The organism is Aliiglaciecola sp. LCG003, from assembly GCF_030316135.1.
In the GTDB taxonomy this organism is placed as follows: Bacteria; Pseudomonadota; Gammaproteobacteria; order Enterobacterales; family Alteromonadaceae; genus Aliiglaciecola.
The window spans coordinates 2,633,369-2,651,028 of sequence record NZ_CP128185.1; the positions used below are offsets into that span (position 1 = coordinate 2,633,369).

The window sequence follows — 17,660 nt, forward strand, 5'->3', positions numbered from 1 at the left end:
TTTGGTTGTTCATTGTTATTAATAAGCTGGCATAATACGTGTTTAACATTTCACGTACAAGCAAGCTGACTCGGCTTTAAATGATTGTAAAATCAGTCAGAAATAAGTTTTAGCAAATAGAAAATACGTTAAACGAAACAATTTTCAATGGGGTAAGCATGGATTCAATTGGCTCAGAACAAAAGAAGGCTCAGTATCATGAGTTTTTCACCATTAAGCACAAACTTAATGTGAATATGCAGCCTCTTGGCGATGATTTCTTACTACCTGACCAACAGGACTTGGCTGAACACATGCCCTATGCATTTAAAATTGCAGCAGAAATGTCAGGAGCTGATAGCAAAATTCTCCGTCCCCTTAAGAATTTGGGGGAATATGCAGTAGAGCTGGTAGAATTTCTAAATCAGCAAAATAAAAAAATTGATTTAATGATGTCTTACATTTTGCAGCAGCAAGATGATAGCGCGAATCGCTTTCACACTATTGAATTTGGTGGTGGTGGGTTAACCCTAGTCAGCCCTTCTCCACTGCAAGTTGGTCAAATGGTTGAACTAAAAATATTCTTAGCCGACGAAGCTGCTGGTGTTTTTTGCTATGCAGAGGTGATTAACTGTGAGCAAGTCGAACAGCACCACCATATATCCTTATTATTCAGTTGCATTCGCGAACCCGATCAAGAACTGCTGGTACGGGCTAGTTTGCATGTGCAGACTTTGGAACTGCGGGCTAGAGCCAAACAACAAAAGAACGAAAAGCAATAATGGTAGCAAATATTTTTTCGCCTGAATTACCGCTCAAAGCAGGCAATATAATTCACTGGGGTAACTTACACGGTAGTAGTTTGGCACTCGCCATAGCCAATGGGGCAAAGCTAAATGCTGGCTCTACGTTGCTGGTCACCGCAGATACACCGACGGCATTAAAGCTAGAAAAAGAGCTGTTGTTTTTCCTAAAAAGCCCTCAACAACAGCACATCGATGTCAAGCTGTTGCCAGACTGGGAAACCTTACCCTATGACAACTTTTCGCCCCATCAAGATATCGTATCACAACGTCTTGAGACCTTGTTTGAATTAACCCAGAACAAACGCTGCATATTCATTGTGCCGGTGAATACCTTACTGTTGCGCATGCCGCCAACTGATTTTATGGGTCAGTATTTACTTATTCTGAAAACGGGACAACAGCTCGATATAAATGCATTTCGATCCGGTCTGGAAAAATCTGGTTATCAACATGTAAGCCAGGTAATGAGTCATGGTGAATATAGTATTCGAGGTAGTATCGTCGATTTATATCCCATGGGCAGTACGGATCCCTTCCGGATAGACTTGTTTGACGACGAAGTTGACAGTATTAGTATATTTGATCCAGATAATCAGCGTTCCGGTGATAAAGTCTACGAAATAAAAATGCTGCCTGCCCGAGAATTCCCCACCGATGGGCCTGCAATTGCATTGTTTAGGCAACAATACGCTGAAAAGTTCGAGGCGAATAACAGTAAAGATTCGGTTTATTACCAAGTCGGTAAAGGCTTGATGCCTGGTGGTATTGAATATTATCTGCCATTATTTTTCACCCATACTGCAACCTTATTTGATTATTTGCACAAAGACACCTTGGTCATGATGAACGGTGACTTGTCTGCCGCATGTGAATTTTATTGGGCTGACTTAACTGAGCGCTATGAACAGCACCGTTACAACTTGGCCCGGCCTCTATTGCCACCGCAAGAGGTCTTTCAGCGATATGAAGAATTATTTGCTGGTCTAAAACAATGGCCGCGAATCGCCATTAGTGCTCAACCCATTGAAATGAAGAATGGCCGTACTAATTTTAGCACCAGTGCAATTGGTGACATCGGCATCAAGCATCAAAATAAAGTCCCTTGGGCCAGTTTGAAGTCGGCTGTGGCCAACTGGCAGAAACGCGGTGCCAAGATCTTATTTAGTGCCGAGTCACAAGGTCGCAGAGAGAACCTATTAGATTTATTGAGCAAAGCTCAAATTAAAGCTAAGAGCTTTGAGGATCTCAGCCAGTTTCTAACCAGCCATGAATCCATCGGTATTGCCATAGGCTTAGCTGAGCACAGTTTTCAGCTTCTAGAGCAAGATGGTGAGTTGGCGTTTATAACCGAGACTCAGTTACTTGGTCACAAGGTGAGTCAACGTAGATTAAGAGACAAACGCCAAGCCACAGACGAAAGTGCGGTGATCCGCAATCTAGCGGAATTAACCCAAGGTCAACCTGTGGTCCATTTAGATCATGGTGTCGGGCGATTTTTAGGTCTACAGACCCTAGATGTGGGTGGTGTAACCACTGAATACCTAACCATTGAGTATGCTAAAGAGGCCAAGTTATACGTTCCAGTGGCGGCGCTACATTTGATTAGCCGTTATAGTGGCGGCGATCTTGATCACGCCCCGCTTCACTCATTGGGCTCTGACAGTTGGAGCAAAGCGAAGAAAAAAGCGGCTGAAAAAGTCCGAGATGTAGCGGCACAACTGCTCGATGTATATGCCCGCAGAGCCGCTAAACCCGGCTATGCATATAAGATCGAATGGCCAGAGTATCAAGCCTTTGCCGATAGTTTTCCCTTTGAGGAAACCATAGATCAGCAACAGGCTATTAACGCCGTCATTCAAGATATGGGCAGTCCCAATGCTATGGACCGATTAGTCTGTGGGGATGTTGGTTTTGGTAAAACCGAAGTAGCCATGCGCGCTGCCTTCCTTGCAGCTAACGAAGGTAAACAGGTAGCCATATTGGTACCAACAACCTTATTGGCGCAGCAACATTATGAAAACTTCAAAGACAGATTTGCTCAATGCCCGTTTAAAATTGAAGTTATATCCCGTTTCATCAGTACAAAAGAGCAAAAAGAGGTGATGAAGGGTTTAGCAGATGGAAAAGTAGATATTGTGGTAGGCACCCATAAACTATTGCAAGATGACATTAAATTCAGTGATTTGGGTTTAGTGATTATCGATGAAGAACATCGCTTTGGGGTGCGTCAAAAAGAAAAGTTTAAAGCATTACGCTCAGATGTAGATATTCTCACATTGACCGCCACCCCTATTCCACGAACGTTAAATATGGCGTTGAGCGGTATGCGCGATCTATCCATCATAGCGACACCACCGGCTAAGCGTTTGGCGATCAAAACCTTTGTTCAGCAGCGCAGTAAAGAGATGATACGAGAAGCTATCATGCGAGAAATACTGCGCGGTGGTCAAGTTTACTTTTTACACAACTCAGTTGATAGTATTGAGAAGACCGCCCAAGAAATCGCTGAAATCATTCCAGAAGCTCGGGTAGCAATTGGTCATGGTCAGATGCGAGAGCGCGAGCTTGAACAGGTGATGAGTGATTTTTATCATCAACGTTTCAACGTGCTTGTGTGTACCACTATTATTGAAACCGGAATTGATGTTCCTTCTGCTAACACTATTATTATGGACCGAGCGGATCACCTTGGTCTGGCGCAACTGCATCAGTTGCGCGGTCGAGTGGGCCGTTCCCATCACCAAGCATATGCTTATTTGTTAGCGCCCCACCCCAAGCGCATGACCAAAGACGCCAAGAAGCGCCTAGATGCCATTTCGACTTTGGAAGATTTGGGTGCCGGTTTTGCGTTAGCTACCCACGATTTAGAAATTCGAGGAGCGGGAGAGCTGTTAGGGGATGACCAATCCGGCCAAATCGCCACTGTAGGATTCTCTTTGTACATGGACATGCTGGAGCAAGCGGTTGAAGCATTAAAAGAAGGCCGCGAACCTTCTTTAGATGATGCCTTGTCGGCACAAACTGACATTGAGTTGCGAATACCTGCATTACTACCAGACGATTATATTGGCGATGTGAATACCAGATTGTCCTTGTATAAGAAGCTGGCGGGATGTAAAAATCAAGCTGCAATTCGAGAGTTCCAGATTGAACTCATAGACCGGTTTGGTTTACTACCAGAAGCTGCTAAGAACTTGGTGCAAATAGCAGAAATGAAATTAGACGCTAAGCACGTGGGCGTGACCAAAATAGACGCTACAGTGAAAGGTGCCGTGATAGAATTTGCTCAAAATACTAAGGTTGAACTGGGTTATATTATCCAACTCATACAAACTAAGCCGAATCAATTTAAGTTAGAAGGTCCTCAGAAATTGAAAATTGTTATCAACAATGACAGTCCTAAAAGCCGGATTGACGCCATAAATAATCTGTTAATTGATTTAAAACGACAAGTTCGGGCTGCATAATGACCTATTTGAATAATCCCAGATTACAACTTCATAATTTGCTGACGAAACCTGCCAAATATTGCGGATTGATATACCTTACCCTGTTTGGGTCTATGACCTTCGCCCAAGACCAAGATTGGTGGTTCGATATCGAAATTATTGTTTATAAGCGAAATATCTCAGCTGACAGTATTCTAGAAAAATTCGAGCCCCAACTCAATCAGGTTAACGGGACGTTCACGCACCAATTGATTGAGCATTATTTGAAACCAGATATTGCTGATTTATATTGGTCATTGCCCAAATGCTTTTTGCCCGCCATAGCAGATAAACCATTAGAGCCTGTGGTATTTAATCCCGAGTATGCTAACTTTATCCCCTTCGACAAAATAGTCGAAGGCTCAAACAATCAGCCAAAACGCGCGGACAACGGTTCCGAAAGGCAAAAAAATATAAATTTACCGGCATCCGGTGTTCAACATTATTCTCCTGCACAATCGCTTAATGATACTAATGCTTCACTATTTCCCTGGGATTTAAACATCAGTCAATATGATCTGCGCATCCCAAGCAAAAATGTATGCCGATTCGATGAAGCACAACTGCCCTACCACTTTATTGCCAAGGTTCCCAAGGCACTGGATGTGAGCGAAAATGCCAACTTCCGCGGTGCCCAATTACTGGCCATAAATAGTTTGCAACTTACTGATTTAGCGAATGATATTAATCGTCAAAGAGACCTATCCACTTTACTTCATACTGGCTGGCGACAACAAATATATTTTGATCAAGAACAAGGACAGGCATTCCATCTGATTGCCGGCAAAAATTACGCCCAGCAATATACCCCTACCGGTGAGCTTATTCCTGAGCCTGAGCCAAAAGATGGGCGCGGGCAACCCGTAAAAACGCCCCAGACCGACGCTGTGATTAGTGAACTACTCCCCGCAGATAAGCATATTTCCCTTTCTCATCAATCAAGTGGCGAGCAACCTATGGCGCTTGATTTGGTCAGCCAAATTCGTCAAGCGCTGCAAAATGACGATTTCGTTTTTCAACCTCCTGTAGAGGTTGCCAGCAATAGCAATCAAGCTAATCTGGAAGTCCAACAAGATTTATGGGAAATAGATGGTCGCATAAAAGTATTTTTGCGCTATATCCAACGTACACCTTATTTGCATATTGATGGTGATGTGGATTTTCGCGCTCCCATTTTAGTCGCGCCAACCGAGCAAAACGCCTTGACTGGGTCTAGTAAATTACAAAGTTTTCCGTTTCAGCAAATGCGCCGCGTGATCAGTAAGCAGGTGCATTATTTTGATCACCCGATGTTTGGTATGGTGATTCAAATCCGCAGACATGAATTCCCGCAACTGGTTATACAGCCTGATGGCTCCGTCAACAAATAGGGGAACGACGCTATGAAGATATATACTAAAAAGGGTGACACCGGACAGACCCAGATATATGCCGATAAGATGGTTCGAATGGCGAAAAGCGCAGATGTGTTGGACTGCTACGGCACGTTAGATGAACTCAATGCACATGTGGGATTATTGCTTGCCAATCAACAGGACCCTAGCATATTGGCCCAAAAAGAAACCTTACTCAATGCGCAAAAAAACCTATTCCAAATTGGTTTTGCTATTTCCGCTAAAACCAGCCTCATTGAGCAAGACGTGCAAATATTGGAAGGCGCAATTGATACAATGCAAGCAAACCTGCCAGTGCAAACTCACTTCATTCTACCTGGCGGTCACCCAGTAGCCGCGCAAGCTCATGTGTGTCGCACCGTGACTAGACGAGCAGAACGACGAATGGTCGCTTTGCTCGAAGAGCACCCTGTACCAGAAATTTGTATCGGATATTTAAATCGTCTATCTGATTATTTCTTCGTACTGGCGCGCAGCATTAACTTTTCCCACCAAATACATGAGCAAAATGTATAGCGCCAGTTATCTCTCATGCCTTGCTGGGCGCTGTTTTAAATCGTCACTATAGTCACGGCAGTAATAACCAAGGCTGCAATGATATTTAATGCAAAGCCTTCTCTGGCCATCTGTTTAATCGCAAATTTACCGGTTCCATAGATAATCGCATTAGGTGCAGTGGCAACTGGCAACATGAAGGCGCAACTGGCACTCATGGCGGCGGGCATCATAAGCAAAGCAGGATCAATATTGGCCGCAGCCCCTGCAGTGGCTAAAATCGGCATCAGCAGCGTAGCCGTGGCAGTATTTGAGGTAATTTCCGTTAGAAAGGTGACGAATAAACATACCGATAAGATCAGCACTGGTAACGGCAGGGTCGACAAGCCCGTCAACCACCCCCCCATCACCTCACTCAAACCTGATGCACTAAAGGCTTTTGCAATACAAATTCCCCCTGCAAACAACAGCAGCATTCCCCAAGGAATGGACGCGGCGGTATTCCAATCCAGTAAGGTTTCATCTTTGCCGGATTGATCTTTGTTACCCGATGGCACCAAAAACATAATAACCACACCCAGCAAGGCAATTGAACTATCTCCCACGTAAGGCATATTTAACCAGCCAGTCCAATATGGTCGTAGCACCCATGCCAGTGCAACTCCGGCAAAAACCCATAACACACGCTTTTCGGCACTTTGCCACTGCCCTGCGGCGGGCATATGACAATCTTCGAGCTTGCCCAGTCCTCTGGTTAGCCATAAGGCCATCAGCGGGATAGCGATGACCACCACAGGAATGCCCGTTTTCATCCACTCTAAAAAGTCGATTTCTTGCCCTTGGGTTTCGCTGTACACGCTCATGAAAATAATATTCGGGGGTGTGCCTATTGGGGTTCCTACTCCGCCTAAGCTGGCGGCGTAGGCAATGCCTAACAACAAGGCCAACACTGTTCGTTGATTATTAATGAGCGGGATTAATGCCAAAGCAATTGGCAGTAACATCAAGGTGGTGGCGGTATTGGATATCCACATGCTAAGTAACGCCGCTGTAAGCATAAAGCCTAACACTAAGCGCTTAGCACTATGAGTACCGGTGAGCTTCAACATATATACGGCCAAGCGCTTGTGAACGGTGGATTTTTCCAGCGACTTTGAGAGCATAAACGCCCCCATCAACAGTAAAATGACATGACTTCCCAAAGCAGAAGCTGCTTGTTGATGGGTTAAAACCCCTGCTAGAGGAAATGCGAAAAATGGGATCAATGACGTAACAGGAATAGGCAGGGCTTCAGACACCCATAGAATCGCTACAAACAAGGTAATGCTTGCAGTAGCGGCAATGGCCTTAGGTTGCCCGGTCACCGTCAATAATATATGTAGAGCGCCTGAGAGTATTAGCCCCCCTAAAATTATGCTGGTTTTAGCTTTCATTGAAACGCTTTAGTTGTTCGATTGCTTGATTATAATCTTTACTGTGCTGCAAAGTTGACAGACCCATTGCCGGGCCCTTTAACATATTTTTCACTCTACCTGTCGAGGGATAATCATTGGATAATCCATCCAAAACTTCTATGGCACCTTGTGGGTGGTTGCACACCAAGGCCATATCACAGCCGGCCGCTAAGGCCATCTCAGCTCGCTGAACAAAAGTGCCCAAATGCACCGCACCCTGCATCGACAAATCATCGGTAAATACCGTGCCGTTGAATCCCAGTTGCTGACGCAAGTATTCTTGCACCCATATGGGTGAGAATCCCGCAGGCAGATCATCTACTTGAGGATAAATAACATGCGCAGGCATTACTGCATCGAGCAATCCTCTTTGATGAATTTGTTTAAACACTCGCATGTCCATTTGAACTATCTCATCCAAACTGCGGTTATCGATAGGCATGGCTATATGCGAATCTTCTTTAACGTTGCCATGTCCTGGAAAATGCTTGCCAGTGGCTTTCATCCCAGCACGATGCATACCTTGAATAAAACTAGATGCCAGTTCAATGATTTTATCAGGGTCTTGATTAAAGCTCCTATCACCGATGACATCGGATATGCCATGAATATCCAGCACCGGAGCGAAACTGATGTCAATATCAAAGGCTAGCAGCTCCACAGCCATTAACCAGCCAAAAACCTCCGCTTGCTGACACATTTTTTGATTAACAGGTCTATCTTCAGGACATAACTTTGCCATGGCTGGAATCGCACTGAAGCCTTGGCGAAAACGCTGCACTCGTCCCCCCTCATGATCAACAGCGAGCAAAACGGGGTTGCGAGCGTGCAAACGAATCTGCTTGATTAACTCGGTCAATTGGGTTTGCTCAAAATAATTACGACTAAATAAAATAACGCCGCCGACAAGTGGATGATCAAGAATGTTCTTTTCTTCAGCTGTTAATTCATAGCCGGAAACATCCAACATGATTGGACCCATTATATTCTCTTCTATTTATTTGTGAGTGAATGAAAACTATAAAAGAATGAACAACATAACAAAAGTAAAAAGGCGTAAAATGTGGGTAAATCATCGTATAAATTACAGTATTCAAGCAACAATGATGGATTCTGTAGCCTATAAACCGGCAATTGTCTGAAAAACCCACACCGCTAAAAATTAATCGTCAGATTGCATACGTATGTAAGCTTAGTTTCATCATCGCTTAGGTTACAATATTGTTAACAATAAAAATAAGTGAGCAATCATGTTAGCGTTTCAAAAAAATCTTACCAATGGCTTTTATACCATACTCAGCTTACCTGCCAGTGCCATGGGATTCGCTTTGTCGGTGCAAATTGCAGCACTGAGTTGGTTGCTTACCACCCAATATGGTTTAGACCTGCATGATGTGGGCTTTGTATGGGCGGCGGGGCCAATTGCAGGCATTTTGGGGCAGGTCATTATTGGTGCCATCAGTGATAAGGTTTGGTTTTGGAATGGCCGCCGCCGTCCCTTTATTTTTATTGGAGGCGTATTAGCAGCATTAAGCTTATTGGCCTTGCCAAACATCGGGGTAATTACTAGTGCCTTAGGCGTCAATGGTATCTTAGGAGTTGCCGTACTGATTGCTCTAACCTTGGATTTATCAATCAATGTAAGTTTCAATCCTACCCGCTCAATCATTGCTGATGTTACGCCTAAAGGCCATGAAAGAACCAAAGGGTATACTTGGATGCAAACCGTATCCGGCTCATTTGGCGTATTGGCTTATGTCATTGGCACCTATTGGACTAATTATGCCTTGATTTATATAGGTGTTGGACTGGTGTTCATCTTGTCTATCGTCCCTCCTCTATTTATTCAAGAGCCTCAATCTCTTACTCAATCCGAACCCGAGACAACAGCCAGAAAATTAGGCTTCTTTAAGGGTTTGATGATGATCCAGCCGCTGTGGGGCTTTTTAATCTATTCCGCCTACGCGTTTGGATTCAAAATTGCGGGCATCGAAATCACTCACTACTGGGTAGAATTTGCATGTCTGATTATCACCTTGGCCTTTATTGTGAAAACCTTGCGGGAAAAAGAGCAGATTCTTGATGATGGAACCAGTGAGATTGGCTTTAAAAAAGTATTAGCTGCCCATTCTTTCACTTGGTTAGGGGTGCAATCCATGTTTATTTATATCATTGGCTTCCTCAAACAGAACCAACCTCATTTGAATGATACCGAGACTGGGCAAGTAATAAGTGCCAGTTTTCTGGTCTTGAGCATTGTATCAGCCATCTTACCTGCATTATTGCTAGAACCTCTTGCCCGTCGAATCGGACGGGTGAAAGTTCATACTTATTGCATAATATCTATGGCGTTGGCTTATCTAGCATTATCCCAACTCGGTCAAAGTACCTTAACAATCTATATAATGATGGCGTTTCTTGGTATTGGTTGGGCTGCCACTATCAGTTTGCCTTTTGCCATTATGTCGCAAAAGGTTAACGGCGCAAAAATGGGCTTGTACATGGGGTTATTTAATCTATCAGTAGTCCTCCCCCAGTTGGTATCAAGCTTGGGCATTGGCAAAGTGATCAACCAAGTTGATGATAAAAATATGTTATTTATCATTTGTGGAGCATGTCTAGCCATTTCAGCCGTTGCTTGGTTCAGTGTAAAAGAAGATCTGAATGGCTCAATGGCAGAAAAACTCAAATAATCAGAGGCTGGTAAACTGATGTTCCGAGGATAAGTGAGTTATTCTTTTGCTTGGGAGTTTCTTAGCCATTGTTGCTGTGCCGCCCGAATGTAGGGCTCTAAATCCGCGTTTCCGGTGGCTAAGCTTTTCGCGATGTCAATAATGTCTCGATCTCGTTTAGCAATTAACATGTCAGAGCGAGCGAACAAGTCAGCGGCTTCGGGATAATCCAACTTCAATTGCTGAATATCTTTTAATCCTTGATAACGCACTTCGAACTCTGCTGCAAATAACTGTCTTTTAGCTAGAAATTGCATGAAATTTAGACCTTTATCTCCGGATAAAAGCTGCACTTCAAAATCATCCAAACCAGCAGCCAGCGCAATCTGTATGGCTTTTTGCTGTAACGCTTTAGCTTTATTAAGATTCTTCGTCTTCACAGACCTTTGCATACCTTGCTTAAACTCAGGGTTTTCTAAAATATCTTGGTAGCTAAATTGGTTAAGATCGAGGTTTGATTTAATCTCTTCGGTAACCTGAAAACTATTGGTTGGCTTAGCGGAATTAAGATACAAAAATACACTGCCACAAGCTATAAACGCTATTGCGATCAGGGTTATAAAAACAAAAGCTTTGGATGATAGAGGATTGAGAAACATAATATTTCTTGACGTAAACTAGCTCGTAGGACTGAGCTGATTGACTAATATAAATCAATGCGCACCCAAAGAGGATGCGCATAATTTCATATTACATATCAGTTGGTTCAGTATTCTCTACACGACTTTTAAGTTTCTGTCCTGGACGGAAAGTTACTACACGACGTGCCTTAATAGGAATATCTTCACCGGTTTTGGGGTTTCTTCCAGGCCGCTCGTTCTTCTCACGAAGATCAAAATTACCAAAACCAGACAACTTGACTTGCTCACCTGACTCTAGTGCTTCACGCACCTCTTCAAAAAACGATTCTACCAAGTCCTTGGCATCCCGTTTATTAATACCCAACTTTTCAAATAAATGTTCAGCCATTTCGGCTTTGGTTAGCGCCATACCGTCAATCCCTCAATGTTGCCCCGAACCTTTCTGATAAATGGGACAGAATGTCTTCGACTACCGCTTGAATATCACTTTCTTCAAGCGTTCTCGTTTGGTCCTGTAAGATAAGTGAGATTGCCAAGCTCTTATAACCGGCCTCGATACCCTTACCTCTGTATACATCGAACAAGTTTAGGCCAACTAGTTGATTTCCGCCAAATTTTTCGATGTAAGATAATATTTCACCAACAACTTTATCTTCCTCTACAACAACCGCAATGTCACGTCTATTAGCAGGGTATTTCGAAATTTCTTCCGCTAAAGGCAACTTTTTAACACCTATTGCGGCGTAATCTAGCTCAAAAACAAATGTTTTACCGTTCAAACCCAGTTCTTTGGAGTATTTAGGATGCACCGCACCCACATATCCTACCAAGGTGTCATTACGATAAATTGCCGCACTTTGCCCCGGATGTAACGCGCTGTGCTGAGCGGCCTCAAAACGAAACGCATTACCATCTGAAGTCGTGGCCAACAAGGCTTCCACATCAGCTTTGATGTCGTAAAAGTCGACAGAACGGTCTTCTAGACCCCAATGTTCATTATTACGATTACCACAAATAACACCTGCAACTACTGCTTCCTGTCGCACCCCCGTCTTCTCGCTTTGGTCAGGGATGAATCGCAAACCTGTTTCGAACAATCTGACCCGTGTTTGTTGACGTTTCTGATTATAAGACACAGATTGTAGTAATCCAATCCACAAGCTGACTCGCATTACCGACATATCACTTGAAATCGGATGGGGTAAAGCTAAACCATCAATTTCGGGAAACAGCGCCTTTTGCACCTTAGGGTCGATAAACGAATAAGTGATTGCTTCTTGATAATCTCTTTCTACCAAACTTTGTTTTAGTCTATCAAAGGTTAGGTTTTGTTCCCGATGGACTGACATTTTTAAATCGGCCACTGGCGAAATTTCAGGAATGTTGTTATAGCCGTACACTCTAGCCACTTCTTCAATCAAGTCTTCTTCAATACTGATATCAAAGCGATACGCGGGAACACTAACTTGCCATTTGTCTTGATGTTGCTCCACACCTAAACCCAAACGAGTCAAAATATCTGTCACTTGTGCAGGATCAATTTTAATCCCCAACACGCGCTCTAATCTAGTGCTTCGAAGTTCAACGGCTTTTTCTGCTGGTATGTGCTGTTCACTACAACCTTCAGTAATTGGCCCTGCTTCACCCCCAACGATGTCCAGTAATAGCTGGGTAGCTCGCTCCATGGCCGTGCGCTGCAATTGAGGATCAACACCTCGTTCATAGCGATGGGATGCATCAGTATGTAAACCATATTGGCGGGCTTTGCCCATAATGGCATCAGGTGCAAAAAAGGCGCTTTCTAAGAAAATATCACGACTTGACTCCGTGACTCCTGAGTCGAGGCCACCGAATATACCCGCCATTGCCAAGGCCTTTTGCTGATCTGCGATAACCAAGGTATTGCTATTCAGTTTAACCTCTTCGCCATCCAACAAGGTCAAGCATTCGTTTTCTTTTGCAAAGCGTACAACCACATTACCGTGCAACTTGTCATTATCAAATGCGTGCATTGGATGACCAAGCTCTAGCAATACATAGTTGGTTATATCAACCACTGGATCTATGCTACGAATGCCACTGCGTCGAAGCTTCTCTTGCATCCAAAGCGGTGACTTAGCATCTAGATTAATATTTTTAATCACCCGCCCCAGATATCTAGGGCAGGCTTGCGGAGCGTCTAACTGGATTGCACGAGTGTCCGTGATGGAGTGTTTAACCTCAGCTACTGCAGGTTGGATAACCTCGACCTGGTTTAACACGCCCACTTCACGAGCCAAGCCGCGAATTCCTAAACAATCAGCACGATTTGGGGTTAAATCGACTTCGATTGTTACGTCGTTTAGGCCCAAATATTCCCGTAGGTCTTTGCCTATTGGCGCATCTTCAGGCAATTCCAAGATACCATCATGATCGTCAGAAATACCCAGCTCAGAAAAACTGCACAACATGCCAAAAGATGGCTGTCCACGCAATTTCGCTTTCTTAATTTTAAAGTTACCGGGTAAAACGGCGCCCACAGTCGCCACCGCCACTTTGAGTCCAAGTCGACAGTTTGGTGCGCCGCAAACAATATCTAACAAGTCTGCTGCGCCAATATCTATTTTGGTCACCTGTAATTTATCGGCATCAGGATGCTGACCGCATTCTACAACTTCTCCAATAAGCACACCGCTAAACTCACCAGCGACAGGTTCAACACCATCGACTTCCAAGCCAGCCATACTCAATTGTTCAGACAATTGTTCGGTCGTGATGGCAGGGTTGACCCATTCTCTTAACCACTTTTCACTGAATTTCATCTTTTCGAGTATCCCTTATTTGAACTGCTTGAGGAAACGAAGATCGTTTTCAAAGAATGAACGTAGGTCATTTACGCCATAGCGCAACATGGTTAACCGTTCGACGCCCATCCCAAAAGCAAATCCGGTATATACTTCAGGATCAATATTGACTGCACGCAATACATTTGGATGAACCATGCCACAGCCTAAAACTTCAAGCCATTTGCCATTTTTACCCATCACATCAACCTCAGCTGAAGGCTCAGTGAATGGGAAGTAAGAAGGACGGAAGCGTACCTGTAAGTCTTCTTCAAAAAAGTTGTTTAAAAAGTCATGCAAAATGCCTTTCAGCTCTGCAAAACTGACATTCTTATCAACCATTAGCCCTTCAACTTGATGGAACATTGGGGTATGAGTTTGATCGTAATCGTTACGATATACCCGTCCCGGCGAAATTATTCTCAACGGTGGACTTTCAACTTCCATAGTGCGAATTTGCACCCCAGATGTTTGAGTTCGCAACATCACATCAGGATTGAAATAGAAGGTATCGTGATCAGCTCGTGCTGGATGATTGGCCGGTATATTTAGCGCATCGAAATTGTGGAAGCCATCTTCGACCTCAGGGCCGGTTTTGATCGCAAAGCCCAATTCACTAAAGAAGCTTTCAATACGGGCAATAGTTCGACTAACTGGGTGTAAACCACCAATGTGTTCGCCTCTTCCAGGCAGGGTCACATCAATAGTTTCTTGCGCCAATTTTTGATTTAATTCGAGATCACGTAAGGTTTCCCCACGTGAAGATATCAGGCTTTGGATCTTTTGTTTGGCAATATTAATTTTTTGCCCAACCGCAGGGCGTTCTTCGGCGGATAGTTTCCCTAACCCTTTTAATAGGTCAGTCATCCGTCCTTTTTTACCCATAAATTCAACGCGCACGGCGTCAAGGGTGTTGGCATCTTCAGCAGCATTAATCTGCTGTTCTGCTTCGCTAATTATGGCATCAAGATCCATAGTATCCTCGAATTGGATTTAATATGTAGTCTCTGCGCATAAAGACACAAGAAGACCAAGACAATTAAAAATAGCCCGCAATTCTACACGAAAGCCCCACATTTAGGCTAGCCACAATTGATTGAATCTACGGGATATTTACTGTTTCTGTGAGTAAATGGCATTAATAGGGGAAGTTAAGCAACTATCAGCAAAAACCTTTGCTTCAAACGCCATTATTACAATAACTTGTTTATAGGCGCAATAGCATCATAAACCCAAGCTGAGTTTTGATTTGAAGACAATATAGTTTTTATCTAAAAGCATCTAGCTTGAGGTGCCAAACCTAAATTCAGGTTTTGCTCATATCTCAAAAAGACAAAACCACTAAACATTTTCATGTTCGGTGGTTTTGTTTGTGACTTGTAAAGCTTTGACGACTGCGAGTTATCAACCCTAAATCAGCCAAGATTTGATATGCCTAAAGGCAATATGTACCACTACTGAGCGGTTTGTACTTTATCTTTGTTAACAGCCTTAGCAAGTTTGTCCTGCCCATGCTGCTTATGATAAGTCCCAACCGGCATACTGGAAAGAGCCATATAGTTCACCCTTTTAGCAACCGGCACATAGTCAGTTAATGCGGTATTAATAGCGGTGGAGATAATTGCACCAATCAAACCACCACCAGAATCACCACCGGTATTAATCACAAGTCTGTCATTGTATTGCCACAAGGTTTCACCTGATGAAGTTGACTTCAGTAAATAACCAATTCCAACAGTAACGTTACCACCGATGACGAAATAAGATGTGTCCCACTCGGTAATAGTAACGAATAACACAGCGTCTGCACCATACATTTGATTGAACAATATTGGATCTGAAGCACTTAACTGGGCATCATCAACAATTCCTTGTTCTTGTAACAATTTAGTGGTCAGTTCAATGGGTAGAACATAATAACCAAGTTGGGTAAGAGGCTCAGGCTATCAATACTTGCACCCCCCCCCATCAAAAATATGAGAAATATTAGAAAACCCGCTGCCCGACGCCTTATACCCCGTAGGATCTGTCCCCGCCATCGGATTATTCATAATATACGAATACGGATTAGTGCTCTGGCTGCTTTCGGGCATTTGGATGAAGGGGTCTACCGACATAAAGCGGCCAAGGTTGTAGTCGTACACCCGCCCGTTCATATGAATTAAAACGGATTATGTCGGGAAGAATTTATTGTTAAAGAACCACTTTACAAGGATGATTTAGATCAAAAACCCCAGTTTTGACTTTCCATAAACTGTTCTAGGGTTATACAAGGGATGTTACCAAAGTGCTCGCAAACGTTTGGTATTTTGGCAGCATTAGGCTTGGCAAGCTCTTCTGTTACTACTGTTCCACCTCTAACACTTGCACAAGCAATGATAAACGGGTCTGCAACGGGAGTTCCTTTCAAGCGTTGCGTTTCTCCAATTAGCGATTGATAGTGAGGGACACTGAGGATTTGAGCAACAAAAGATAGCTCCTTACCAGTCGGTGTTGTAAAAATTTCTTTTCTATCTTTCAACCATGCATTGACATGTTTATCAGGTGATCCTCTTTCAAGTTCATTCCATACTTCTCTCGTAGAAATAAGGTTTCCTGAATTAACCAGAGCATCTAAGCCGTCCCATAAGGTTTTGAAAATTGTCGGATAAAAGTGCTTTAATTTACTAAGTGAGCTGGTGTCAAATACATAAATCATGCACTCGTTCCTTGCAATATCCTTTGCTCTAAACCACTAAAGTTTTTTGCTTTTATCCCAAGCAAATCCGACGCCTTATCTATAGACAGGTTATGCTTGTAGTGTTGACTTAAAACTTCACGCGCGAATGTACTACTCAGATAGGCATTAGCTGACGCGTACCAATTACCACCTGAGCCTCCTTTTCTTTGATTTGCCCACATTTCGGATTTTTCTTTATAATGCGACGAGCTAACTCTATCTTGATCAAGGAATTTTCTTAATATCGACTCCCTGCTCACACTATATCGAGCTGCAATTCTTTCAATTTCGTCATCAGAAACGGCTTCAATATTGAAAGGCAAATTGGCGGTGAACGATTCAAAATCAGATTTGGGAATAAGTACTTCTGCGGCAATAGCATTGCAGAAAACTTCGATCCTCTGCGCATTTGGTGGAAGTTGATTAAAATATCCGTGTTCAAACTTACTTAAACTTTTGGTGTTGAGTAAAATGTGAGCTAACTCATGAAACAAACTGAAAATTTGTCTGGTTTTAGTAGTGGTGTTATTCAAGTAAATAATAGGGAATTCATCGTCTGACAAACAAAACCCTGATATATCCTTTTGTTTGAATGATTCTTTGAATATGAATACACCTTTTGCTTCAATACTTGCACGCCAAGTTTTTAACGCTTCTTCATCACTACGAATTGCTGACTGGTTTTCTATGCTTATATTCAAAGCATTCCTAATCCTTCGTGATTGCTCGACTACGCTTCTGTCTAGGTTCAAAGCAACTTCTTGCCATAACTTACTGTCAGCGGGGTTAGAGTTGTTGAAAACTTCTTTGAGTGATATTTGATAAGCATGTCCTTTCCTAACATGCATATAGGTATCTGGTTTAAGATTGTCTAAATCTGAATCAGGCAGGCTTCTAAATTCTTTTTTCGGAGAAATTTCATTTGGCGGCTCAGGAAGAAAGAATACTGCGAGCGGTCGTTTGTATAACTGATAAGCGAGCTTTTCCAATTGGGGATAGCTAGGTGCAGAAATACCTGACTCCCATTCGAGAATTTCATCAACAGAGCGCTTCATTTTCAAAGCAACATCATCAACAGAGAATCCTATTGACTCTCGCGCCCAAGATAACAATGCTGGTTTAACTCCCTCTACCGGCTGACTCTTCATATTTTTACCCGCAAAAATCTATCCGTGTTTTTCTAATCGTTA

13 protein-coding genes and 2 pseudogenes are annotated in these 17,660 nt (G+C 43.2%); 5 read left to right on the forward strand and 10 right to left on the reverse strand.

Annotation, left to right across the window (positions count from 1 at the left end; all coding sequences use genetic code 11):
* Window positions 1–158 precede the first annotated feature (158 nt).
* From QR722_RS11245 to QR722_RS11260, 4 genes are read left to right on the forward strand one after another with little or no spacing between them, the layout of a single operon-like run.
* Window positions 159–761 (forward strand): PilZ domain-containing protein, encoded by a 603-nt coding sequence (locus QR722_RS11245; RefSeq protein WP_286282948.1) that lies wholly within the window; start codon window positions 159–161, stop codon window positions 759–761.
* Window positions 761–4,252, forward strand: coding sequence for a transcription-repair coupling factor (gene mfd, locus QR722_RS11250; RefSeq protein WP_286282949.1), 3,492 nt, complete (start codon window positions 761–763; stop codon window positions 4,250–4,252). Before QR722_RS11245 ends, mfd begins: the two co-directional genes overlap by 1 nt.
* Entirely contained in the window at window positions 4,252–5,643 is a 1,392-nt protein-coding gene (locus tag QR722_RS11255; RefSeq protein WP_286282950.1) for a CsiV family protein, read from the forward strand. The genes mfd and QR722_RS11255 overlap by 1 nt, the downstream gene beginning before the upstream one ends.
* A gap of 12 nt (window positions 5,644–5,655) precedes the next feature.
* A complete protein-coding gene (locus QR722_RS11260) occupies window positions 5,656–6,183 on the forward strand; it encodes a cob(I)yrinic acid a,c-diamide adenosyltransferase (RefSeq protein ID WP_286282951.1) in 528 nt (175 codons plus the stop codon).
* 35 nt (window positions 6,184–6,218) lie between these two features.
* On the opposite strand, the gene QR722_RS11265 is transcribed toward QR722_RS11260, so the two are convergent.
* Both QR722_RS11265 and nagZ read right to left on the reverse strand, forming a co-directional pair.
* Window positions 6,219–7,595, reverse strand: coding sequence for an SLC13 family permease (locus tag QR722_RS11265; protein WP_286282952.1), 1,377 nt, complete (start codon window positions 7,593–7,595; stop codon window positions 6,219–6,221).
* The gene (gene nagZ, locus QR722_RS11270) at window positions 7,585–8,598 is read right to left on the reverse strand and encodes a beta-N-acetylhexosaminidase (protein WP_286282953.1); all 1,014 of its coding nucleotides are present in this window, start codon (window positions 8,596–8,598) and stop codon (window positions 7,585–7,587) included. Before nagZ ends, QR722_RS11265 begins: the two co-directional genes overlap by 11 nt.
* 268 nt (window positions 8,599–8,866) lie before the next feature.
* Here nagZ and QR722_RS11275 point away from each other — a divergent pair, with 268 nt between their 5' ends.
* The gene (locus tag QR722_RS11275) at window positions 8,867–10,309 is read left to right on the forward strand and encodes an MFS transporter (protein ID WP_286282954.1); all 1,443 of its coding nucleotides are present in this window, start codon (window positions 8,867–8,869) and stop codon (window positions 10,307–10,309) included.
* Between the two features lie 38 nt (window positions 10,310–10,347).
* On the opposite strand, the gene QR722_RS11280 is transcribed toward QR722_RS11275, so the two are convergent.
* From QR722_RS11280 to QR722_RS11315, 8 genes and pseudogenes are all read right to left on the reverse strand, one after another.
* A complete protein-coding gene (locus QR722_RS11280; RefSeq protein ID WP_286282955.1) occupies window positions 10,348–10,947 on the reverse strand; it encodes a hypothetical protein in 600 nt (199 codons plus the stop codon).
* A gap of 91 nt (window positions 10,948–11,038) precedes the next feature.
* A complete protein-coding gene (ihfA, locus tag QR722_RS11285; protein WP_286282957.1) occupies window positions 11,039–11,338 on the reverse strand; it encodes an integration host factor subunit alpha in 300 nt (99 codons plus the stop codon).
* A 4-nt stretch (window positions 11,339–11,342) separates the two neighbouring features.
* On the reverse strand, window positions 11,343–13,730 hold the full coding sequence (pheT, locus tag QR722_RS11290) for a phenylalanine--tRNA ligase subunit beta (RefSeq protein ID WP_286282958.1): 2,388 nt from the start codon (window positions 13,728–13,730) through the stop codon (window positions 11,343–11,345).
* Between the two features lie 15 nt (window positions 13,731–13,745).
* Window positions 13,746–14,726 (reverse strand): phenylalanine--tRNA ligase subunit alpha, encoded by a 981-nt coding sequence (gene pheS / locus QR722_RS11295; RefSeq protein WP_286282959.1) that lies wholly within the window; start codon window positions 14,724–14,726, stop codon window positions 13,746–13,748.
* A gap of 479 nt (window positions 14,727–15,205) precedes the next feature.
* Window positions 15,206–15,679 (reverse strand): annotated as a pseudogene (locus QR722_RS11300) (GNA1162 family protein); the annotation flags it as partial.
* Window positions 15,680–15,763: 84 nt separating this feature from the next.
* A pseudogene (locus QR722_RS11305) lies at window positions 15,764–15,916 on the reverse strand (RHS repeat-associated core domain-containing protein); the annotation flags it as partial.
* Window positions 15,917–15,975: 59 nt separating this feature from the next.
* On the reverse strand, window positions 15,976–16,449 hold the full coding sequence (locus QR722_RS11310) for a PIN domain-containing protein (RefSeq protein ID WP_286282961.1): 474 nt from the start codon (window positions 16,447–16,449) through the stop codon (window positions 15,976–15,978).
* A complete protein-coding gene (locus QR722_RS11315) occupies window positions 16,446–17,618 on the reverse strand; it encodes an XRE family transcriptional regulator (protein WP_286282962.1) in 1,173 nt (390 codons plus the stop codon). Before QR722_RS11315 ends, QR722_RS11310 begins: the two co-directional genes overlap by 4 nt.
* Window positions 17,619–17,660 lie beyond the last annotated feature (42 nt).

Excerpts from the sequence above, each read along its gene's own strand:
- QR722_RS11315 (WP_286282962.1), bottom strand. The coding sequence starts at position 17,618 with ATGAAGAGTCAGCCGGTAGAGGGAGTTAAACCAGCATTGTTATCTTGG.
- QR722_RS11310 (WP_286282961.1), bottom strand. The coding sequence starts at position 16,449 with ATGATTTATGTATTTGACACCAGCTCACTTAGTAAATTAAAGCACTTT.
- pheS (WP_286282959.1), bottom strand. The coding sequence starts at position 14,726 with ATGGATCTTGATGCCATAATTAGCGAAGCAGAACAGCAGATTAATGCT.
- QR722_RS11255 (WP_286282950.1), top strand. The coding sequence starts at position 4,252 with ATGACCTATTTGAATAATCCCAGATTACAACTTCATAATTTGCTGACG.
- QR722_RS11280 (WP_286282955.1), bottom strand. The coding sequence starts at position 10,947 with ATGTTTCTCAATCCTCTATCATCCAAAGCTTTTGTTTTTATAACCCTG.
- QR722_RS11275 (WP_286282954.1), top strand. The coding sequence starts at position 8,867 with ATGTTAGCGTTTCAAAAAAATCTTACCAATGGCTTTTATACCATACTC.
- nagZ (WP_286282953.1), bottom strand. The coding sequence starts at position 8,598 with ATGGGTCCAATCATGTTGGATGTTTCCGGCTATGAATTAACAGCTGAA.
- QR722_RS11245 (WP_286282948.1), top strand. The coding sequence starts at position 159 with ATGGATTCAATTGGCTCAGAACAAAAGAAGGCTCAGTATCATGAGTTT.
- QR722_RS11260 (WP_286282951.1), top strand. The coding sequence starts at position 5,656 with ATGAAGATATATACTAAAAAGGGTGACACCGGACAGACCCAGATATAT.
- pheT (WP_286282958.1), bottom strand. The coding sequence starts at position 13,730 with ATGAAATTCAGTGAAAAGTGGTTAAGAGAATGGGTCAACCCTGCCATC.
- ihfA (WP_286282957.1), bottom strand. The coding sequence starts at position 11,338 with ATGGCGCTAACCAAAGCCGAAATGGCTGAACATTTATTTGAAAAGTTG.
- QR722_RS11265 (WP_286282952.1), bottom strand. The coding sequence starts at position 7,595 with ATGAAAGCTAAAACCAGCATAATTTTAGGGGGGCTAATACTCTCAGGC.
- mfd (WP_286282949.1), top strand. The coding sequence starts at position 761 with ATGGTAGCAAATATTTTTTCGCCTGAATTACCGCTCAAAGCAGGCAAT.